The following is a 14,649-nucleotide window of genomic DNA, read 5'->3' on the forward strand; positions in this document are numbered from 1 at the left end:
CCCCGCCGCGGCCCCGCCGGCCGCGACCCCGGCGCCCGCCGCCGCCGAGCCCGCGCCGACGCTGCCGACCTCCGGCCCCGCGGCCGAGGTGATCGCGGTGCTGGACAACGTCTGCGTGCCGGCCGTGCGCGGCCAGAAGCTGGACGACCTCGCCAAGGCGCAGGGCTTCAAGCAGAATCGCCGGGACATGACGTGGGCGAAGATGCTGGGCGGCCAGAAGGCCTACCAGGTGGTCCTGTTCCCGCAGGGCTCCAACAAGGACGTCTGCTTCGCCGAGCTCCGCTACGGTCCGGGCCAGGCGGAGGAGATCGCCAAGGGCCTGAACGTGTGGGCGTTCACCCGCCAGCCGCCGCTGGACCCCACCGCCAACTACACCCAGCCGGTGGATCCGGACGGCCTGAAGCGCGTGCGCCGTTCGTGGGAGAGCCTGTCCTCGGCCCAGTCCATCGGCCTGAACTTCTCCACCGTCCGCAAGCCGGACGACAGCCAGGTCAACGCCCGCTACGACATGGGCACCCTGCAGTACCAGGAGCGCAAGCTCTAAGGGATCGGCCAGCGCCGAGCGGATCAGCGCCGGGGACGACCCCGGCGCTTTTCTTTTGCCCGCGGGGACGACCCCGCAGAATCCTGGGAGTCCGCCATGGCCTGGGTCATCCTTTTCATCGCCGGCCTGTTCGAGATCGGCTGGGCGATCGGCTTGAAGTACACCGAGGGCTTCACACGCGTGGGGCCGACGATCTTCACCGCGGTCAGCCTGGTGCTCTCCATGGGCCTGTTAGGTCTGGCGGTCCGCAGCCTGCCGATCGGCACCGCCTATGCGGTCTGGACCGGCATCGGGGCGGTGGGCACCGCGGTGCTGGGCATTCTGCTGTTCAAGGAGCCGGCCACGGCGCTCCGGCTGATGTGCCTGGGGCTGATCATCGCGGGAATCCTGGGGCTGAAGTTCCTCAGCCCGGGGGGCGGCGCCTAGGCGGCGGCGCGAGCCTCCTCGGCCAGCCAGCGCAGCACCCGGCGGGCCACCTCCTCCCAGCCCGGCTCCCCCACCAGCCAGTGACTCATGCCCGGCATCTGCAGGAAGCCTGCGCCGACCCGATCGGCGGTGAGGCGCACGGTGGCCGGCGGATGGACGAGGTCGTGCTCGCCCGCCACGGCGAGCGCCGGGGCGCCGAGGGGGCCCGGGCCAACGCTCGTGGTCATGAACGGGTCCAGCCACCAGTTCAGCGTCTCGCGCAGCGCCCGCGCGCTCTCGGGGCGCAGGCTGGCGAGGATCGGCGCGCGCTCCCCCTTCGGCATCCGGCTCAGGCTGTAGCGCTTCATCAGGCCCAGGTCGGGCTCCACGGCGCCGGAGGAGAACGGGCCGAGCATCTGGATCCCGAAGGCCGTCGCCGCTTCCTCGAAGCTGGAGCCGGCGACGCCCCACGGCGCCGAGGGCGCCAGCAGCACGAGGGCGCGCGGACGCACGCGCCGTGCGGCGAGCTGGGCCACGAGGCCGCCCATGGAGTGGCCGACCAGGACCGGCGGCTCGGACAGGCTCTCGCACAGCGCCGCGACGGCGGCGGCGTAGTCGGTCATCGAGAGGTTGGTCACCGCGCCCGCCGGGTCGCCGGCGGCGTGGCCGGGCAGGTCCGGGGCGATCACCCGGTGGCCGGCCGCCTCGAAGGGACGCCGGAAGCGCTCGAACGCCCAGCCGCCGCAGAATGCGCCGTGGACCATCACCGTGGTCGTCATGATCCCCTCGTCCGGACCGGCGCCGGCCTTCTGCGGGACCCAGTCGCCGCCACCATCCTAACCCGGAACGCCAAAGGGGTCCTGCGGTCTCAGGCGCGGTGCGGCATCGGGGCCGCGAAGCCGTCGAAGGCGCGCACCACCTGCTCGTAGGCCGCCCGCTTGAACGGCACCACCAGGCCCGGCGCTTCGGCCAGCCAGCCCCAGCGCCAGGTGTCGAACTCCGGCTCGTGGTGGGCGGCGAGGTCGAACTCCGTCTCGTCGCCATCGAAGCGGAAGGCGAACCACACCTGCTTCTGTCCCTTGAAGCCACGCCAAGCCTTGGGGCCGCCCATGTTCTCCGGGAAGTCGTAGGCGATCCAGCCGTCGGTGCGGCCGAGATAGGCGATGGTCCGGGCGCCGGTCTCCTCCTCGAGCTCCCGGCGGGCGGCGGCCTCGAAGTCCTCGCCGGCGTCGACTCCGCCCTGCGGGAACTGCCAGTTCCAGGGGCCGGGCGCGCCGGCGCGCCGGCCGAACCAGACCCGTCCGTCGGGGTGGAACAGCACCACGCCGACGTTCGGCCTGTGGTGGGGAAGGGGATCGTCGCGTTCGGGTCTCATCGCTTCTCGGCCAGGGCGGAGGCAGGGGCAAGCTGATAGCCCCTTTGCTCCACGCTGGCAGCCCAACGCGCGACCTTCTCGAGGGTTACCGGGTAGGCGAATCCGGAGCCCAGCGCCTTGCCTCGCTGCAGGGCGCCGGCCTCCAGCGCCAGGAGCTGCTGGTCGATGGCCTTGGCGGTGAGCTGGTCGTCGATCACCCGGTCGGCGGTGGCGCGCGGCAAGCCGCCGCCGCGCCGACCGGCCGAGCCGTCGTCGATGAAGCCGAGCCCGCGGGCGCGCACCGCGGCGGCGAAGCCCTCGTAGGCGCCCTCGTCGGCCAGGAAGCGCGAACCGAGGTAGTTGGTGACGCCGAAGTAGCCGGTCGCCCGCGAGAGCACCCACTCCAGCTTCTTGGCGGTCTCCGCCGCCCCCCCGTCGACCATCAGGGCGTAGGGGCCGGGATCGTTCTCGGGAAAGTCCTCGGGCTCCATCGGCGTCTCGAGCAGCACCTCGTGGCCGTGCTGCCGGGCGAGGTCGATCCAGCCCTGCAGGCCCTCGGCGTAGGCGACGAAGGACAGGGTCACCGGCGCGGGCAGGGTCTCGATGGCCTGCTGGGTGGCGCGGGCGTTGAGGCCCAGGCCGCCGATCACCAGGGCCACCTTGGGCTTGCCGTTGTCGCGGAATGGGCGGGCATAGGCCTCGAAGGGCGTGCGGCCGTCGGCGGCGATGATCGGCAGCGGGCCGCCCGGCCCGGGCGCGAACAGGCCGGCGATGGGCGCGCGTGGCAGGGGCCCGCTGGGCGGCGCACGGTCGACGAGCGGGGACGGCGTGTTCCAGTCGCCGCCGGCCAGCGGCGCGAGCGGGCGGTCTGACAGCCGCACGAGGTCCTCAGTGACCGGCGCGCCCTTCACCTTCGGCAGGGCCTCGCGCCAGCCGTGCGGCGCGGCGCGGAGCGCCTGGTCGAGGGAGACATGGACGATGGGCGCGCTGGGGTCGGCCGGCCCCATGATGGCGAGCAGGGAGGCGGCGGCCACCAGCAGCAGGGCCCCCGCGGCGCCGACGCCGGCATAGGGGCTGGCCGCCAGCCCGCGCAGCTTCTCAAGGCTGACCGCCGGCGCCTGCAGACGGGGAATCGCGATCATGGCCAAGGTCGGGCTCCAGTGGCCGGAGCCTCCCGCCATATGGTTAACGAAGGGTCGCCGGCTCCCGCCCGAACAGCAGGCGCGCGTCGTCAAGCCGCAGGGACAGCAGCGGCCGGCGGCGATCCAGGAAGGCCAGCGGTCCCGCCGCCCGCCAGCAGGCGCGGGCGAGCCGCAGGCGGGCGACCAGCCGCACCGGCGTCTCCACCGGCTCGGCTCCCCGACCCTGCGCCACGCGGATCGGCGCCGGCCAGCGGCCGGGCAGGGCCGCGCCGGCCACGGCGTCCACGGCGGCCAGCCCCGGCGCCGCGTGGGCCGGCCAGCCTTCGAAGGCCGCCATCTCCTTCGGGATCGCCCAGAGGCGTCGCGCCCCGTCGCGGGAGGCTGCGCTGTCGACCCAGATCCAGGGGATGGTCACCGCGACCCGCAGCCCGCGTCGCACCAGGACCGCGGCGACCAGCTCGCGATAGGCGAGGTCGCCGGGCGAGCGGTAGGTGGCGAAGGCCGCGCCGACGCAGAGCCGCCCCCACAGCCTCACCGGCCGCCACCCCGGCGGGGGGGCGAACGGGGCGTACGTCGCCGGGACGAGCCAGAACGACGCCCAGGCCTCGGCGGTGAGGCGCCAGGGCTCCGGCGGAAAGGCGGACGGCTTCGCCATTGACGCCGCAACCCGGGGACGGCAGGGCGGTTCCTCCCGTCCGTACGGAGAGTCCCTTGCCCAGACGCGCCCCCACCGCCGGCCTGCGCCGCTTCGCCACCGGCTATCTCTGGCTGGTCCTCGGCCTGATCTTCCTCGGCATCGGGCTGCAGAAGCTGACCGCCTACGAGGCGTTCGCGGTGCGTCCGTACGCCGCCAGCAGCCCGTTCCTCGCCCACTGGTACGAGTGGCTGGGCGTGCGCAACGCGAGCCGCCTGTTCGCCGCGGTGGAGGTGCTGATCGGCCTGGGGCTGCTGTCCGGCCTGCGCTGGCCGACGCGCTGGCCGGCTCGGGCAGGCGCCCTGCTGGCGGCCGGCACGTCGTTCATCACGGCCAGCTTCCTGTTCACCGCCCCCGGCGTGCTGGTGGCCGACGCCCAGATCCCGCTACTCACCCTTGGGGTGGGCCAGCTCTTCCTGAAGGACCTCGTGCTGCTGGGCGCGGCCCTGCTGCTGTTCGCCGAAAGCCTCGGCGGCCGGCGCTGAACGCGAAAAGGGCGGCCCCGCGGGACCGCCCCTCCGTGAGGCCTGGGCCTCGCGCTTACTTCTGGGTCGTCTGGGGCGGCTTGACCTCGGCCACGCGGGCCTTGGAGCCGACCACCTCGGCCATTTTCGCCGTCGGTTTCGGCAGCTTGGGCGTCGCGGCCACCGAGCCGTAGCGCAGCACGTCGGCGGCGCGGGCGAGCTGGAAGTCCTTCTTGGTGTCGAAGGCCTCCGGCGGCGCCTCAGCCGGCTCGTGGGCGCCCCGGCGCACCTTGCCCTCGTCGGCGTTCAGCGCGTTGCGGAACGAGGCCTCCGAGAACTGGAACGCCCGGTTGGCGATCGCCTGGGCCTCGTCGCGACTGGACGCCACCTCGAGGTCCGGCTCGATGCCCGTCTTCTGGATCGAGCGGCCCGACGGCGTGTAGTAGCGCGCCGTGGTCAGCTTCAGGGCGCCGTCCATGCCGCCGCGCAGCGGGATGACGGTCTGCACCGAACCCTTGCCGAAGGTGGTCAGGCCCACGACCTCGGCCCGCTTGCGGTCCTGCAGGGCGCCGGCGACGATTTCGGCCGCCGAGGCCGAGCCGTTGTTGACCACCACCACCATCGGCAGGCCGCCGGTGATGTCGCCCGGGCGGGCGTTGTAGCGTTCCACGTCCCGGGGATCGCGGCCGCGCTGGCTGACGATCTCGCCGCCTTCCAGAAACAGGTCGGAGACCGCCACCGCCTGATCGAGCAGGCCGCCCGGATTGTTGCGCAGGTCGAGGATCAGGCCTTTCATCTGCGGGTTCTTGGCCCGCAGTTCGGCGAAAGCCGCCTGGGCCTCGTCCGTGGTCTTCTCGTTGAACGTGGAGACGCGCAGGACGCCGTAGGCGCCTTCCATCTTGGCCGTGGCCGAGCGCGGCTTGATGACTTCGCGGACCAGCTTCACGTCGAAAGGATCGGACTTCTCGCGGGCGATGGTCAGGGTGACGGCCTCCCCGGGACGGCCGCGCATCTGCTTCACCGCCTCGGTGACCGTGAGGCCGAGAACGCTCTCGCCGTTGACCGCGGTGATGTAGTCGCCGGCCTTGATGCCCGCGCGGCCCGCCGGCGTGTCGTCCATCGGCGAGATCACCTTCACGACCCCGTCCTCGCTGGTGACCTCGATGCCGAGGCCGCCGTACTCGCCGCGCGTCTGATCGCGCATGTCGTCGAAATTCTCGGGGTCGAGGTAGCCGGAGTGGGGATCGAGGCTGGTCAGCATGCCGTCGATCGCCGCCTGGATCAGCTTGGTGTCGTCCACGTCGGTGACGTACTGCCGCTCGACGGTGTCGAGCACGTCGCCGAAGAGGCCGAGCATCCGGTAGGTCTTGGCCCTGGGCTCCGCCGAGGCGATCGCCTGCTGGCTCACGTAGGCCATGGACCCCGCGCCGAGCACGAAGGCCGAAACGCCGATCAGGAGGTACTTCTTCATCGCCTTTTCAGGCTCCCCTCTGCGGCTCTCGCCGCTTATGACCCGAGCCCCCCGACCGCTGTTCATGCAGCGCTCAGCCCCGGTTTTGGTTCAGCCAGCGCCCCGGATCCACCGGCGCGCCCTGCTCCCGGACCTCCAGATAGAGTTCCGAGGGCGATTGTCGATCATCGGGCATCCATCCGACAGGCTGTCCGGGCGCGACGGATTGTCCGACCGAGACCGACGGTCGCTCAAGGCCAGCCAACACGAGATGATAGCCGCCCGCCAGCCTTAAAATAAGGATGACGCCCCAACCTTTCACGGGGCCCACGTACTGAACAGCGCCCGCTCCCGGGCTTGTGACCCGGGCGGCGCGCGGCGTCTGGATCATGATGCCATTGGCGTGGCCGCCTCCGGCCACCGGGGCGCCGAAGCGGCGGATCACCGGTCCGGCCGCGGGCGCGATCAGCACATCGGGCGGCCGGATGGCCTCGGCCGGGAGCGGCGGCAGGCGGCCGGCCTCCGGCGCCCCGCGCTCCGCCTCCGGGGCCTGCTCGGCGGCGAGGCTCTCGGTCGTGAACAGGGCCTCGCTCTGGACAGCGGCCAGCCGGCGCTGGCGCATCATCTCGTTGGCGGCCGTCGCGTAGGTGCGGGCCCTGGCCTGCAGCTCCGGCGTCATGGCCTTGACCAGGATGGCGGCGCGCACCGCGTCCTTGGCGTCCTCGGGCGACACCAGCAGGGCCGGCGGGGGATCGCGGCGGATCTGCTCCAGCACCGACAGCAGCCGGGCGAGCTGGCTCATGTTCTCGGCCTGCTCGGCGGAGAGCTGGGTCTCGGCGAGGTTCAGGCGCGCCAGGCGCTCGCCGCCGGTCTGGGCCAGCGCGACTGCGCCCACGGCCACCGCCGCCACGCTCCCGCCGATCGCCGCCGCCTTCAGCATCTAGTCCCTATGATAGGGCGAACCCGCCAGAATTGAGACCGCACGATAGACCTGTTCGGCCAGCATGGCGCGGGCGAGCGCGTGCGGCCAGGTCTGAGGGCCGAAGGCCAGCTTGCCGTTCGTCTGCGCCAGCAGGTCGGGGTCGAGGCCGTCGGCTCCGCCGATCAGGAACACCAGCCGCCGCACGCCCCGGTCCCGCAGCGCGGCGATCTCCTCGGCGAAGCGCCGCGACGGGCGGGCGGCGCCATGCTCGTCGCAGGCGATCACGTGGGCGTCGGCGAGGTGTGGCCGCAGCGCCTCCCCCTCGGCGGCCTTGCCCGGTTTGCGGCTCTCCACCTCCACCACCTCGACAGGCCCCAGCCCGAGCGCGCGTCCGGCGTTCGTGGCGCGCTCGACATAGAGCTTTACCAGCTCGGTCTCGGGCGAGCGGGCGAGGCGTCCGACGGCGACGATGGCGATCTTCACGGCGCAAGCCTTAGGCGCTTCGCGGGCCCGTCAAAAGGCCCGGACGGGAACCTTTCCACGGTTCAGCCCGTCCCTTGCGGTGAGGAACCGCAGGAGAGGGACACCCATGTCCGACCATCACCCCCACAGCACGGCGAAGGTGGCTGGCCACCCGCTGCACCCGATGCTGATCCCGTTCCCGATCGCCTTCCTGGCGGCGGCGCCGATCACCGACATCGTCTACCTGTCCACCGCCCGTCCGGGCTGGGCGGAGGCGTCCATGTGGCTGCTGGGCGCGGGCGTGGCGAGCGCGCTGCTCGCCGCGGTGTTGGGCTTCATCGACTTCTTCGGCGATCGCGACGTCCGCCGCCTGCGGCAGGCCTGGCTGCACATGGTCGGCAACCTGATCGCCGTGGCGCTGGCGGCGGTGAGCTTCTACCTGCGGGCCACGACAGGCGCCGAGGCGGCTGTGGCGCCCGCCGGAGTGACGCTGTCGGTGGCGACGCTGGCCATCCTGCTGTTCACCGGCTGGCTGGGCGGGGAACTGGTCTATCGCCACCGGGTCGGGGTGGACGACGAGGCCATGGCGGCCGTCCGCGTCAGGACGGGGGACCGCCTGGCCCGCTGAGCGGCGTCCACAGCATGGGGCCGCGGCCGGCGTCGAACAGCACGACCCGCCCTGCGTCGGACAGGGCCACATCGCGATCGTCCAGCGGGCCGTCGTAGCGGCCGAGCGGGGCCACGCCGAGCGTCTGGCCGGTCGCGGCGTCGGCGAGCCGAAGACGCGTGCGGCCGAACCGGACCGTGCCGTCCGCCTTCGGCCAGGTCTCGATCTCGTGCGCCAGGACCACGCTCCCGTCGGGGGAGCCGAACAGCGCGTGGGCCCGCCAGGCGTCCTCCTGCCGGGTGGTCCAGCGGCTGGGCGCGGGATCCAGGGCGACGACGTGGGCCAGGGGATCCTCGAGAGTCCAGCAGGAGACGACGAAGCCCTGGTCGCCCCGGCGGGCGACGAGCCGGGCATAGCGGCAATCGCCGATCTCGACCACGGGCCGGCCCGTGCGGCTGTCGACCACCGCCAGGGTCTGGCCGACGATGCGGTTCGCCGCGTCCAGCCGGCTGTCCAGGGTCAGGAGGCGCGAGCCGTCGCGGGAGAGGTGGTTCAGGCCCCCGACGTTGGCCGTCGAGCGCGTCCACAGGGGTGTCGCGCGACCGCGGGCGTAGACTTCCAGCGCGCGCGAGGGCCAAGGCCCGACGCGCTCCCACACCGCGATGTCATGGGCCAGGCTGATCTCGCGGGGGCCGACCAGCTCAGGGCGCTGGCAGGCCGGCGGCCGGGCTTCGCGAGACTGGGTGTAGTCCCGTCCCGCCGCCCGGTCGACCGGGCCGATGGCCGGCAGCGCGCGACCGCGAGGGTCGAGCTCCACCTGGTAGATGTCGCGCTCGCACTCGATGTTCTCGACGACGAGGCTGCGGCCGTCCGCGGTTCGGAGCGGCGGCGGCAGGAACAGGCCGTCGCGAAGCTCGAACACCTGCCGCCCGTTCGTTGCGTCCAGCAGCCGCCGCAGGACCGGACCATCGCCCACCGCCAGCCAGAGCCCGTCGTCCGAAAAGGCGACGTCCATAGCCGCGCGGGACGCGAAGAGCGGATTTGGCGGCTCCTGAAACGTCCAGAGGCGGCGGCGGTCCTCGCGGCTCCAGACGGTGACTAGGCCCGGGGCTCCGACGGCGATGCGCGTCCCGTCACGGCTGAGCGCCAAGTTCGGGAAGCAAGGCTCGGGACGGGTGTCGGGGGCGGCGCAGGCTGGCAGGCCCTCGGTCCAAGGGCGGAGCTGCGCCCCGGCCCGCCCAGCCGGCGCTGCACCCTGCAGCAGCAGGGCGCAGGCGGCGATGCAGATGGCGGTCAGCCGTCGCACGGAGACCGCCGTCCGCTCACATGGCGGCGGTGCGGTGCGGGCTGTCCACCGACCAGATCTTCTCGATGTTGTAGAAGCTGCGCACTTCCGGGCGGAACAGGTGGACGATCACGTCGCCGGTGTCGATCAGCACCCAGTCGCAGTGCGGCAGGCCTTCGACCCTGACGCGGCCGTAGCCCTCGTCCTTCAGGGCGCGCAGCAGGTGGTCGGCCATGGCCCCGACGTGGCGATGCGACCGCCCGGAGGCGACGATCAGCCCGTCTGCGACGGCGCTCTTGCCCTTCAGGTCGATGAAAACGATGTCCTGGGCCTTGTCGTCGTCCAGCTTGGCCAGGATGAGGTCTTCCAGGGCGGTGACGCGACCCTGGTCGTCTTGGGAGGCGTCGCCGTCCGAGTGGACGTCGTTCGAGGCCTCCGGCGCGCGCGGCGCGGTCTCACGTTGCAGCGGGGTTGCTCCTTTGATGTCCTCGCTCCACAGACCCTATCACGGGAAAGGGCCGGGGTCAGCGTCCCTCACAAAGACGTCAAAGCGCAGGCGCCGGGGCGCGTTCCCGCTGCGCCGCGCGCGGCCGCTCAGCCCTTCGGCTCGGCGGGCCGGCGCTGGCGCGCGCGGAGCGCCGTCGAGGACTGGAAGTTGAACCGGCCGAACAGGAACACCCAGGCCGGCGGGCGGACATCTGGAAGGCCCATGGCCCGGTGCGCGGGCAGGCGGAAGGCGCGGAAGCGGACCGCGGCTGGCGCGAAGCGGCTCTTCAGCGAGATCCATGGCCGCGAGACCACAGCCACCGGCACCTCGCGCATGATCTGGGTCCAGCCGCGCCAGCGGTGAAAGGTCGCCAGGCTGTCCGCGCCCATGATCCAGACGAACTTCACGCCCGGGAAGCGGGCCTTCAGAGCGCGGACCGTGTCGATCGTGTACTGCGAGCCGAGGCGGGTCTCCGCGTCGGAGACGATCATGTCGGGCCCGTCGGCGAAGGCGCGCGCGCCGGCCATGCGATCGGCCAGGTCGGCGGTTTCGTGCGTCGGCTTCAGCGGGTTCTGGGGTGAGACCAGCCAGATCACCCGGTCCAGGTCGAGGCGCCGCCGGGCGGTCTCCGCCACGTGAGCGTGCCCCTCGTGCGCGGGATTGAACGAGCCGCCGAACAGGCCCACGCGCATTCCCGGGGCGAGGTCGAAGCCGAGGCGGAGCGCCTTCGGCCGTCCGGCCGGCGGGATCCGCCGGGCCGGACCTGCGAACCACATCCTCGCCATCAGGCGCGGCGGGGCGGGGTGGGATGGCCCCCGCGATCCAGGTGGGGATCGGCCTGCCGGACCCGGGCGCGGACGGTGAACACGCCGTCGCCGGCGAGCACTCCGCCGCGGGCGAACAGGCGGCCGTTCTCCCAGTTCGAGAGGCCGAGTTCGGGCCGGTCGAGGGCGTATTGTCCGTCGACCCAGCGGGTGAAGCCGTCGCCAACGAAGGGCGCGTCGATGGTCTCGTAGAAGCGCGCGTGGGCGGCCGGGTCGGCGCTGAGCAGGCTGGCCGTGAAACGCGGGCTCAGCCGGTTGAACAGGGCGACGGCCTCGTCCACCGAGTCCACCAGGCGCAGCGTGACCTCGGGCGTCTCCTCCCACTCCCACTCGCGACCCAGGTCCTCGTCGGCCATGGGCTCCACGAGCGGCTCGTCCACGGGGCCTTCCGCGCGGATCACCGGACCACGGGCGGCCCGCAGGGCCGGCGGGATGCGATCGAGGTCGGCCTCGGCGACGTGCAGCTTCCACCCGCGGCGGCGTTCGCCCGCCTGCTGGAGCGCGTCCAGGAAGACCGGCAGCAGGGCGTCGGCGCCGGTGCGCACGATGCAGCAGGTGTTGAGCGTGTTGCAGACCTTGCGGTCGAGGGAATGGAAGGCGGCGGCGAACAGCCGGTCGGGGTCCGCGCCGGCGTCGACGACCATCCAGGCGCCGCCCGTGCCGTGCAGGCTGACCGGCGTGCCGGCGCCCCGGGCGATGGCGCCGAGCTGGGCCACGGCCGGACCGGAGCCGCGGGCCACCGCCAGCGCCAGGCGCGGGTCGGCGAACATCGCCCAGCCGGCGGCGTGGGCGGCGGAGTCCACCAGCACGGCGGCGCCTTCGGGCAGGCCGGCCGCGGCCAGCGCCGGCTCCAACGCCTGTCGCACGATCGCGCGCGCGGTGCCGAGGGCGTCGGAGCCAATGCGGAAGACCACGGTGTTGCCGGCGCGGATCACCCCGGTGGCGTCGGCGAAGACATTGGGCCGGCCCTCGAAGACGAAGCCGACGACGCCCAGGGGCGCCACCACCTGCTCCACGCTCCAGCCCTGGTGGGCGACCGTCTCCAGCACCCGTCCGCGCGGCGGCTCGGCGTCGCGCCAGGCGCGCAGACCGGCGATCATGTCGGCCCGCATGGCGTCGGAGACCTGCAGGCGGGTGGTGGAGCGGCCACGGGCGCGGGCGCGGGCCACGTCGTCGGCGTTGGCCGCGGCGATCTCGGCCCAGCGGGCGTCGTCCTCCAGATGCCGGGCGAAGATGTCGAAGAAGGCGTCCACCTGGACGTCGCCCACCTCACCCATGCGGGCGAAGGCGGCGGCGGCGCGGCTTACCGCCTCGCCGGCGGTGCTGTGCTCGGCTTCGGGCACGTGCAGCAGGGCGCCGTCGGCCACCAGCAGGCGGTCGCCGGCCCGGAAAGCCTGGGCGAGCGCCTCGTCCACATAGGCGACGCGGTCGCCGCCCCAGACGATGGGCTGGCCGGGGGCGAGCGTCTCCAGCCGCCCCTCGCGGGTCGCCTGCGTGCGCCGTCCTGTTCCGCCGTCGTCCATATGCTCAGCCTGAGCCTTACCTAGCCGCGCGCGGGGCCGCGCGCCAGCGGAACTCAGGCGCCGAGCGGCTCCAGCGCCGGCTCGCAGGGCACCACGAAGCGGAACACCGCGCCTTGGCCAGGGATCGAGGCGACCCCGATCGCCCCGCCCATGGCCTCGACCAGGCCTTTGCAGATGGCGAGGCCGAGTCCGGTGCCGCCGTGGCTGCGCGAAGCAGAGCCGTCCACCTGAGAGAACCGCTGGAACAGCATCGCCTGCTGCGCCTCGCTGAGCCCGGGACCGGTATCCGCCACCTCGACGATCAGCCCCGCTTCCTCATAGGCGGCGCTCACGGTCACCCCGCCGGCGGAGGTGAACTTCACCGCATTGCCCATGAGGTTCAGCAGGACCTGACGCACGCGGTCGCGGTCCACCTGCAGGCGCGGCGGCAGGCCGGACAGCCGGGTCTCCAGCGTCAGCCCCTTGGCGGAAGCCTGCTGCTCGAGCACGGCGGCCACCTCCTCCACCAGGGCCGCGACGTCACATGGCGCGGGGCGGATCTCCACCTGCCCCGCCTCGAGCTTCGAGAAGTCGAGCACGTCGTTGATGGTGGCGAGCAGCGCCTGGCTCGCGCCTTCGATCCGGCGGGCGAACATGGCCGCCTGGGCCGGCAGGTCGGTGCGGACCTTCAGAAGCCCCGAGAAGCCGATGATCGCCGTGAGCGGCGTGCGCAGCTCGTGGCTCATGTTGGCCAGGAACTCGGACTTCGCGCGCGCCGCGGCGTCGGCCTGGTCGCGGGCCAGCCGCAGCTCGGCCTCCAGTTCCACCTGCTCAGTGACGTTGCGCAGCACGTCGACGATCTCGACAGGAGCGCCGTCGGAACCGACCACCAGGCGCGGATTGCCCTCCACCCACACCCAGGCCCCATCGCTGCGGCGAAGCCGGTAGCGGATCGGCTGGCCCGCCGGCCGCACCCCGCGCAGCAGGTCGCCGTAGGCCCCCGCGAAGGCGGCCAGGTCGTCCGGGTGGACGACGATGGCGACGTTGCTCTGCAGCGCCTGGTCGGCCGTGTAGCCCAGCAGCGCCTCGACGCTGGGCGTGACGTAGAGGATCTTCCCGCGCAGGTCGGTCCGGGCGATCACGTCGGTGGCGTGCTCGGCGAGCAGCCGGTAGCGCGCCTCGCTCTCCTCGCGGGCGGCCTCGGCGGCCTTGCGGTCGCTGATGTCGCGGATCACCGCCACCATCTCGACGGGCTGGCCGGCGGCGTCGCGGACGGTGCGGAAGCGGGTTTCGACCCAGACGGCGCGGCCGTCCTTGTGCTGGGCGCGGTGCTCCACCGTCTTTTCGTCCAGACCCCTGGCCATCTCGGCGAAGGTGGCGAGGATCAGCGGCTGGTCCTCGGGCCAGACGAAGGCGTGGGCCGGCCGCCCGGCCATCTCGCGCGGCGTGTAGCCGATCAGTTGCTCAATGCCCGGAGAGATGTAGCCGGAGCTGCCGTCCAGCCGGATCCGGGTGACCGTGTCGGCCATGTTGTCGGCGAGCAACTGGTAGCGTGCGCGGCTGCGCTCGGCCGCCCGCTGGCCGCGAAGCTGGTCGGTGATGTCGAGCACGACGCCGAACAGCCCGGTGACCTGGCCGTCCGGCTCCACGTGACAGCGCGACTTGATGATCACGTCGCGGACCACCCCGTCGGGGCGGGTCAGCTTGAGCTGCAGGTCGTAGCCCTCGCCAGTCGCCCGGGCGTGGGCCACGCGCTCGGTGATCTGGGCCTGGTCCTCGGGCGCGAAGAAGCCGACGGCGCTGTCGTAGCCGGGCCGGAAGGTCGCCTTGTCCACGCCGTGCAGGCGGTAGGTCTCGTCCGACCAGGTCAGCCGCCCGTCGCGCAGGTCGAGCCGCCAGTGGCCCACTTCGGAGATGTGCTCGACCATCTCGAGCAGTAGGCGCGTCGCCTCCCCCTGGCGCTTGGCGCGGGCGGCTTCCATCTCGCCGACCACGATGGCCGCGAGCCGCTTCAGCCGCTCCAGGTCCTTTGCGGGCGGAGTCGAGCGCGGCTTCTCGTCGATGACGCAGAGGGTGCCGAGGTTGTGGCCGTCGTGGGTGGTCAGCGTGGCGCCGGCGTAGAAGCGGATGTTCGGCTCGCCGGTGACCAGCGGGTTGCCGGCGAACCTCGGGTCGAGGGTGGCGTCCTCAACGACGAACGTCGAGGCCGGCCCGCCCTCGATCGCGTGGGCGCAGAACGCGAGGTCCCGCGCGGTGCAGGCGGCGTCGAGGCCGATGCGGGACTTGAACCACTGCCGCTCGCTGTCGATCAGCGAGATCAGGGCGATGGGGGCGTCGAAGATGTCGGCGGCGAGCGCGGTCAGACGGTCGAACGCCGGCTCGGCAGGCGTGTCCAGAACCTCGTACTCGAACAGCGCCGCGAGGCGCCGGGCCTCCGCCTGCGCATCCATGATCGAAGTTTTCCGTCCCGCGAAAGATACATTATCGCACGCCGGCCGGATTGGGGA

16 protein-coding genes are annotated in these 14,649 nt (G+C 72.8%); 4 read left to right on the top strand and 12 right to left on the bottom strand.

Features of this window, described 5'->3' with window-relative positions:
* Both ACE3Q8_RS16880 and sugE read left to right on the top strand, forming a co-directional pair.
* Positions 1-544 (top strand): hypothetical protein (locus ACE3Q8_RS16880; RefSeq protein ID WP_374471462.1); only part of this gene is annotated, 544 nt, incomplete at its 5' end.
* Between the two features lie 96 nt (positions 545-640).
* On the top strand, positions 641-970 hold the full coding sequence (gene sugE, locus ACE3Q8_RS16885) for a quaternary ammonium compound efflux SMR transporter SugE (protein ID WP_374471463.1): 330 nt from the start codon (positions 641-643) through the stop codon (positions 968-970).
* Here sugE and ACE3Q8_RS16890 read toward each other — a convergent pair.
* From ACE3Q8_RS16890 to ACE3Q8_RS16905, 4 genes are all read right to left on the bottom strand, one after another.
* Positions 967-1,728: an alpha/beta fold hydrolase gene (locus ACE3Q8_RS16890; protein WP_374471464.1), complete on the bottom strand. Its 762-nt coding sequence runs from the start codon at positions 1,726-1,728 to the stop codon at positions 967-969. The genes sugE and ACE3Q8_RS16890 overlap by 4 nt on opposite strands.
* A gap of 89 nt (positions 1,729-1,817) precedes the next feature.
* Positions 1,818-2,324 carry an RNA pyrophosphohydrolase gene (locus ACE3Q8_RS16895; RefSeq protein ID WP_374471465.1) on the bottom strand — a complete coding sequence of 169 codons (507 nt, stop codon included), beginning with the start codon at positions 2,322-2,324 and terminating at the stop codon, positions 1,818-1,820.
* Complete coding sequence (locus ACE3Q8_RS16900; protein ID WP_374471543.1) at positions 2,321-3,445, bottom strand: divergent polysaccharide deacetylase family protein; 1,125 nt, start codon at positions 3,443-3,445, stop codon at positions 2,321-2,323. Before ACE3Q8_RS16900 ends, ACE3Q8_RS16895 begins: the two co-directional genes overlap by 4 nt.
* A 43-nt stretch (positions 3,446-3,488) precedes the next feature.
* A complete protein-coding gene (locus ACE3Q8_RS16905) occupies positions 3,489-4,100 on the bottom strand; it encodes a hypothetical protein (protein WP_374471466.1) in 612 nt (203 codons plus the stop codon).
* 56 nt (positions 4,101-4,156) lie between these two features.
* Between ACE3Q8_RS16905 and ACE3Q8_RS16910 the strand changes: the two genes are divergently transcribed.
* Complete coding sequence (locus ACE3Q8_RS16910) at positions 4,157-4,624, top strand: DUF417 family protein (protein ID WP_374471467.1); 468 nt, start codon at positions 4,157-4,159, stop codon at positions 4,622-4,624.
* 55 nt (positions 4,625-4,679) lie between these two features.
* Here the strand turns inward: ACE3Q8_RS16910 and ACE3Q8_RS16915 are convergent, their stop codons facing one another.
* From ACE3Q8_RS16915 to rlmH, 3 genes are all read right to left on the bottom strand, one after another.
* Entirely contained in the window at positions 4,680-6,074 is a 1,395-nt protein-coding gene (locus ACE3Q8_RS16915) for a S41 family peptidase (protein ID WP_374471468.1), read from the bottom strand.
* Positions 6,075-6,147: 73 nt separating this feature from the next.
* Complete coding sequence (locus ACE3Q8_RS16920) at positions 6,148-6,993, bottom strand: murein hydrolase activator EnvC (RefSeq protein WP_374471469.1); 846 nt, start codon at positions 6,991-6,993, stop codon at positions 6,148-6,150.
* A complete protein-coding gene (gene rlmH / locus ACE3Q8_RS16925) occupies positions 6,994-7,458 on the bottom strand; it encodes a 23S rRNA (pseudouridine(1915)-N(3))-methyltransferase RlmH (RefSeq protein WP_374471470.1) in 465 nt (154 codons plus the stop codon). It lies immediately after the preceding gene.
* Positions 7,459-7,564: 106 nt separating this feature from the next.
* On the opposite strand from rlmH, the gene ACE3Q8_RS16930 reads away from it, so the two are divergent.
* Positions 7,565-8,065 carry a DUF2231 domain-containing protein gene (locus ACE3Q8_RS16930; RefSeq protein WP_374471471.1) on the top strand — a complete coding sequence of 167 codons (501 nt, stop codon included), beginning with the start codon at positions 7,565-7,567 and terminating at the stop codon, positions 8,063-8,065.
* Here ACE3Q8_RS16930 and ACE3Q8_RS16935 read toward each other — a convergent pair.
* The 5 genes from ACE3Q8_RS16935 to ACE3Q8_RS16955 all read right to left on the bottom strand — a co-directional run bounded on the left by ACE3Q8_RS16935 (position 8,037) and on the right by ACE3Q8_RS16955 (position 14,592).
* Positions 8,037-9,350: a hypothetical protein gene (locus ACE3Q8_RS16935; RefSeq protein WP_374471472.1), complete on the bottom strand. Its 1,314-nt coding sequence runs from the start codon at positions 9,348-9,350 to the stop codon at positions 8,037-8,039. The two genes, ACE3Q8_RS16930 and ACE3Q8_RS16935, sit on opposite strands and share 29 nt — an antisense overlap.
* Before the next feature lie 16 nt (positions 9,351-9,366).
* Positions 9,367-9,795 (bottom strand): ribosome silencing factor, encoded by a 429-nt coding sequence (rsfS, locus tag ACE3Q8_RS16940; RefSeq protein WP_374471544.1) that lies wholly within the window; start codon positions 9,793-9,795, stop codon positions 9,367-9,369.
* A 128-nt stretch (positions 9,796-9,923) separates the two neighbouring features.
* Entirely contained in the window at positions 9,924-10,592 is a 669-nt protein-coding gene (locus ACE3Q8_RS16945; protein ID WP_374471473.1) for a nicotinate-nucleotide adenylyltransferase, read from the bottom strand.
* 8 nt (positions 10,593-10,600) lie between these two features.
* Positions 10,601-12,163, bottom strand: a complete 1,563-nt coding sequence (locus ACE3Q8_RS16950) for an aldehyde dehydrogenase family protein (protein ID WP_374471474.1) — start codon at positions 12,161-12,163, stop codon at positions 10,601-10,603.
* 53 nt (positions 12,164-12,216) lie between these two features.
* Complete coding sequence (locus tag ACE3Q8_RS16955) at positions 12,217-14,592, bottom strand: PAS domain S-box protein (RefSeq protein WP_374471475.1); 2,376 nt, start codon at positions 14,590-14,592, stop codon at positions 12,217-12,219.
* Between the last annotated feature and the right edge of the window lie 57 nt (positions 14,593-14,649).

Origin of the sequence: Phenylobacterium sp., assembly GCF_041913825.1 — a bacterium.
Classification (GTDB): Bacteria; Pseudomonadota; Alphaproteobacteria; order Caulobacterales; family Caulobacteraceae; genus Phenylobacterium.

Excerpts from the sequence above, each read along its gene's own strand:
- sugE (WP_374471463.1), top strand. The coding sequence starts at position 641 with ATGGCCTGGGTCATCCTTTTCATCGCCGGCCTGTTCGAGATCGGCTGG.
- ACE3Q8_RS16890 (WP_374471464.1), bottom strand. The coding sequence starts at position 1,728 with ATGACGACCACGGTGATGGTCCACGGCGCATTCTGCGGCGGCTGGGCG.
- ACE3Q8_RS16895 (WP_374471465.1), bottom strand. The coding sequence starts at position 2,324 with ATGAGACCCGAACGCGACGATCCCCTTCCCCACCACAGGCCGAACGTC.
- ACE3Q8_RS16900 (WP_374471543.1), bottom strand. The coding sequence starts at position 3,445 with ATGATCGCGATTCCCCGTCTGCAGGCGCCGGCGGTCAGCCTTGAGAAG.
- ACE3Q8_RS16905 (WP_374471466.1), bottom strand. The coding sequence starts at position 4,100 with ATGGCGAAGCCGTCCGCCTTTCCGCCGGAGCCCTGGCGCCTCACCGCC.
- ACE3Q8_RS16915 (WP_374471468.1), bottom strand. The coding sequence starts at position 6,074 with ATGAAGAAGTACCTCCTGATCGGCGTTTCGGCCTTCGTGCTCGGCGCG.
- ACE3Q8_RS16920 (WP_374471469.1), bottom strand. The coding sequence starts at position 6,993 with ATGCTGAAGGCGGCGGCGATCGGCGGGAGCGTGGCGGCGGTGGCCGTG.
- ACE3Q8_RS16930 (WP_374471471.1), top strand. The coding sequence starts at position 7,565 with ATGTCCGACCATCACCCCCACAGCACGGCGAAGGTGGCTGGCCACCCG.
- ACE3Q8_RS16945 (WP_374471473.1), bottom strand. The coding sequence starts at position 10,592 with ATGTGGTTCGCAGGTCCGGCCCGGCGGATCCCGCCGGCCGGACGGCCG.
- ACE3Q8_RS16950 (WP_374471474.1), bottom strand. The coding sequence starts at position 12,163 with ATGGACGACGGCGGAACAGGACGGCGCACGCAGGCGACCCGCGAGGGG.
- ACE3Q8_RS16955 (WP_374471475.1), bottom strand. The coding sequence starts at position 14,592 with ATGGATGCGCAGGCGGAGGCCCGGCGCCTCGCGGCGCTGTTCGAGTAC.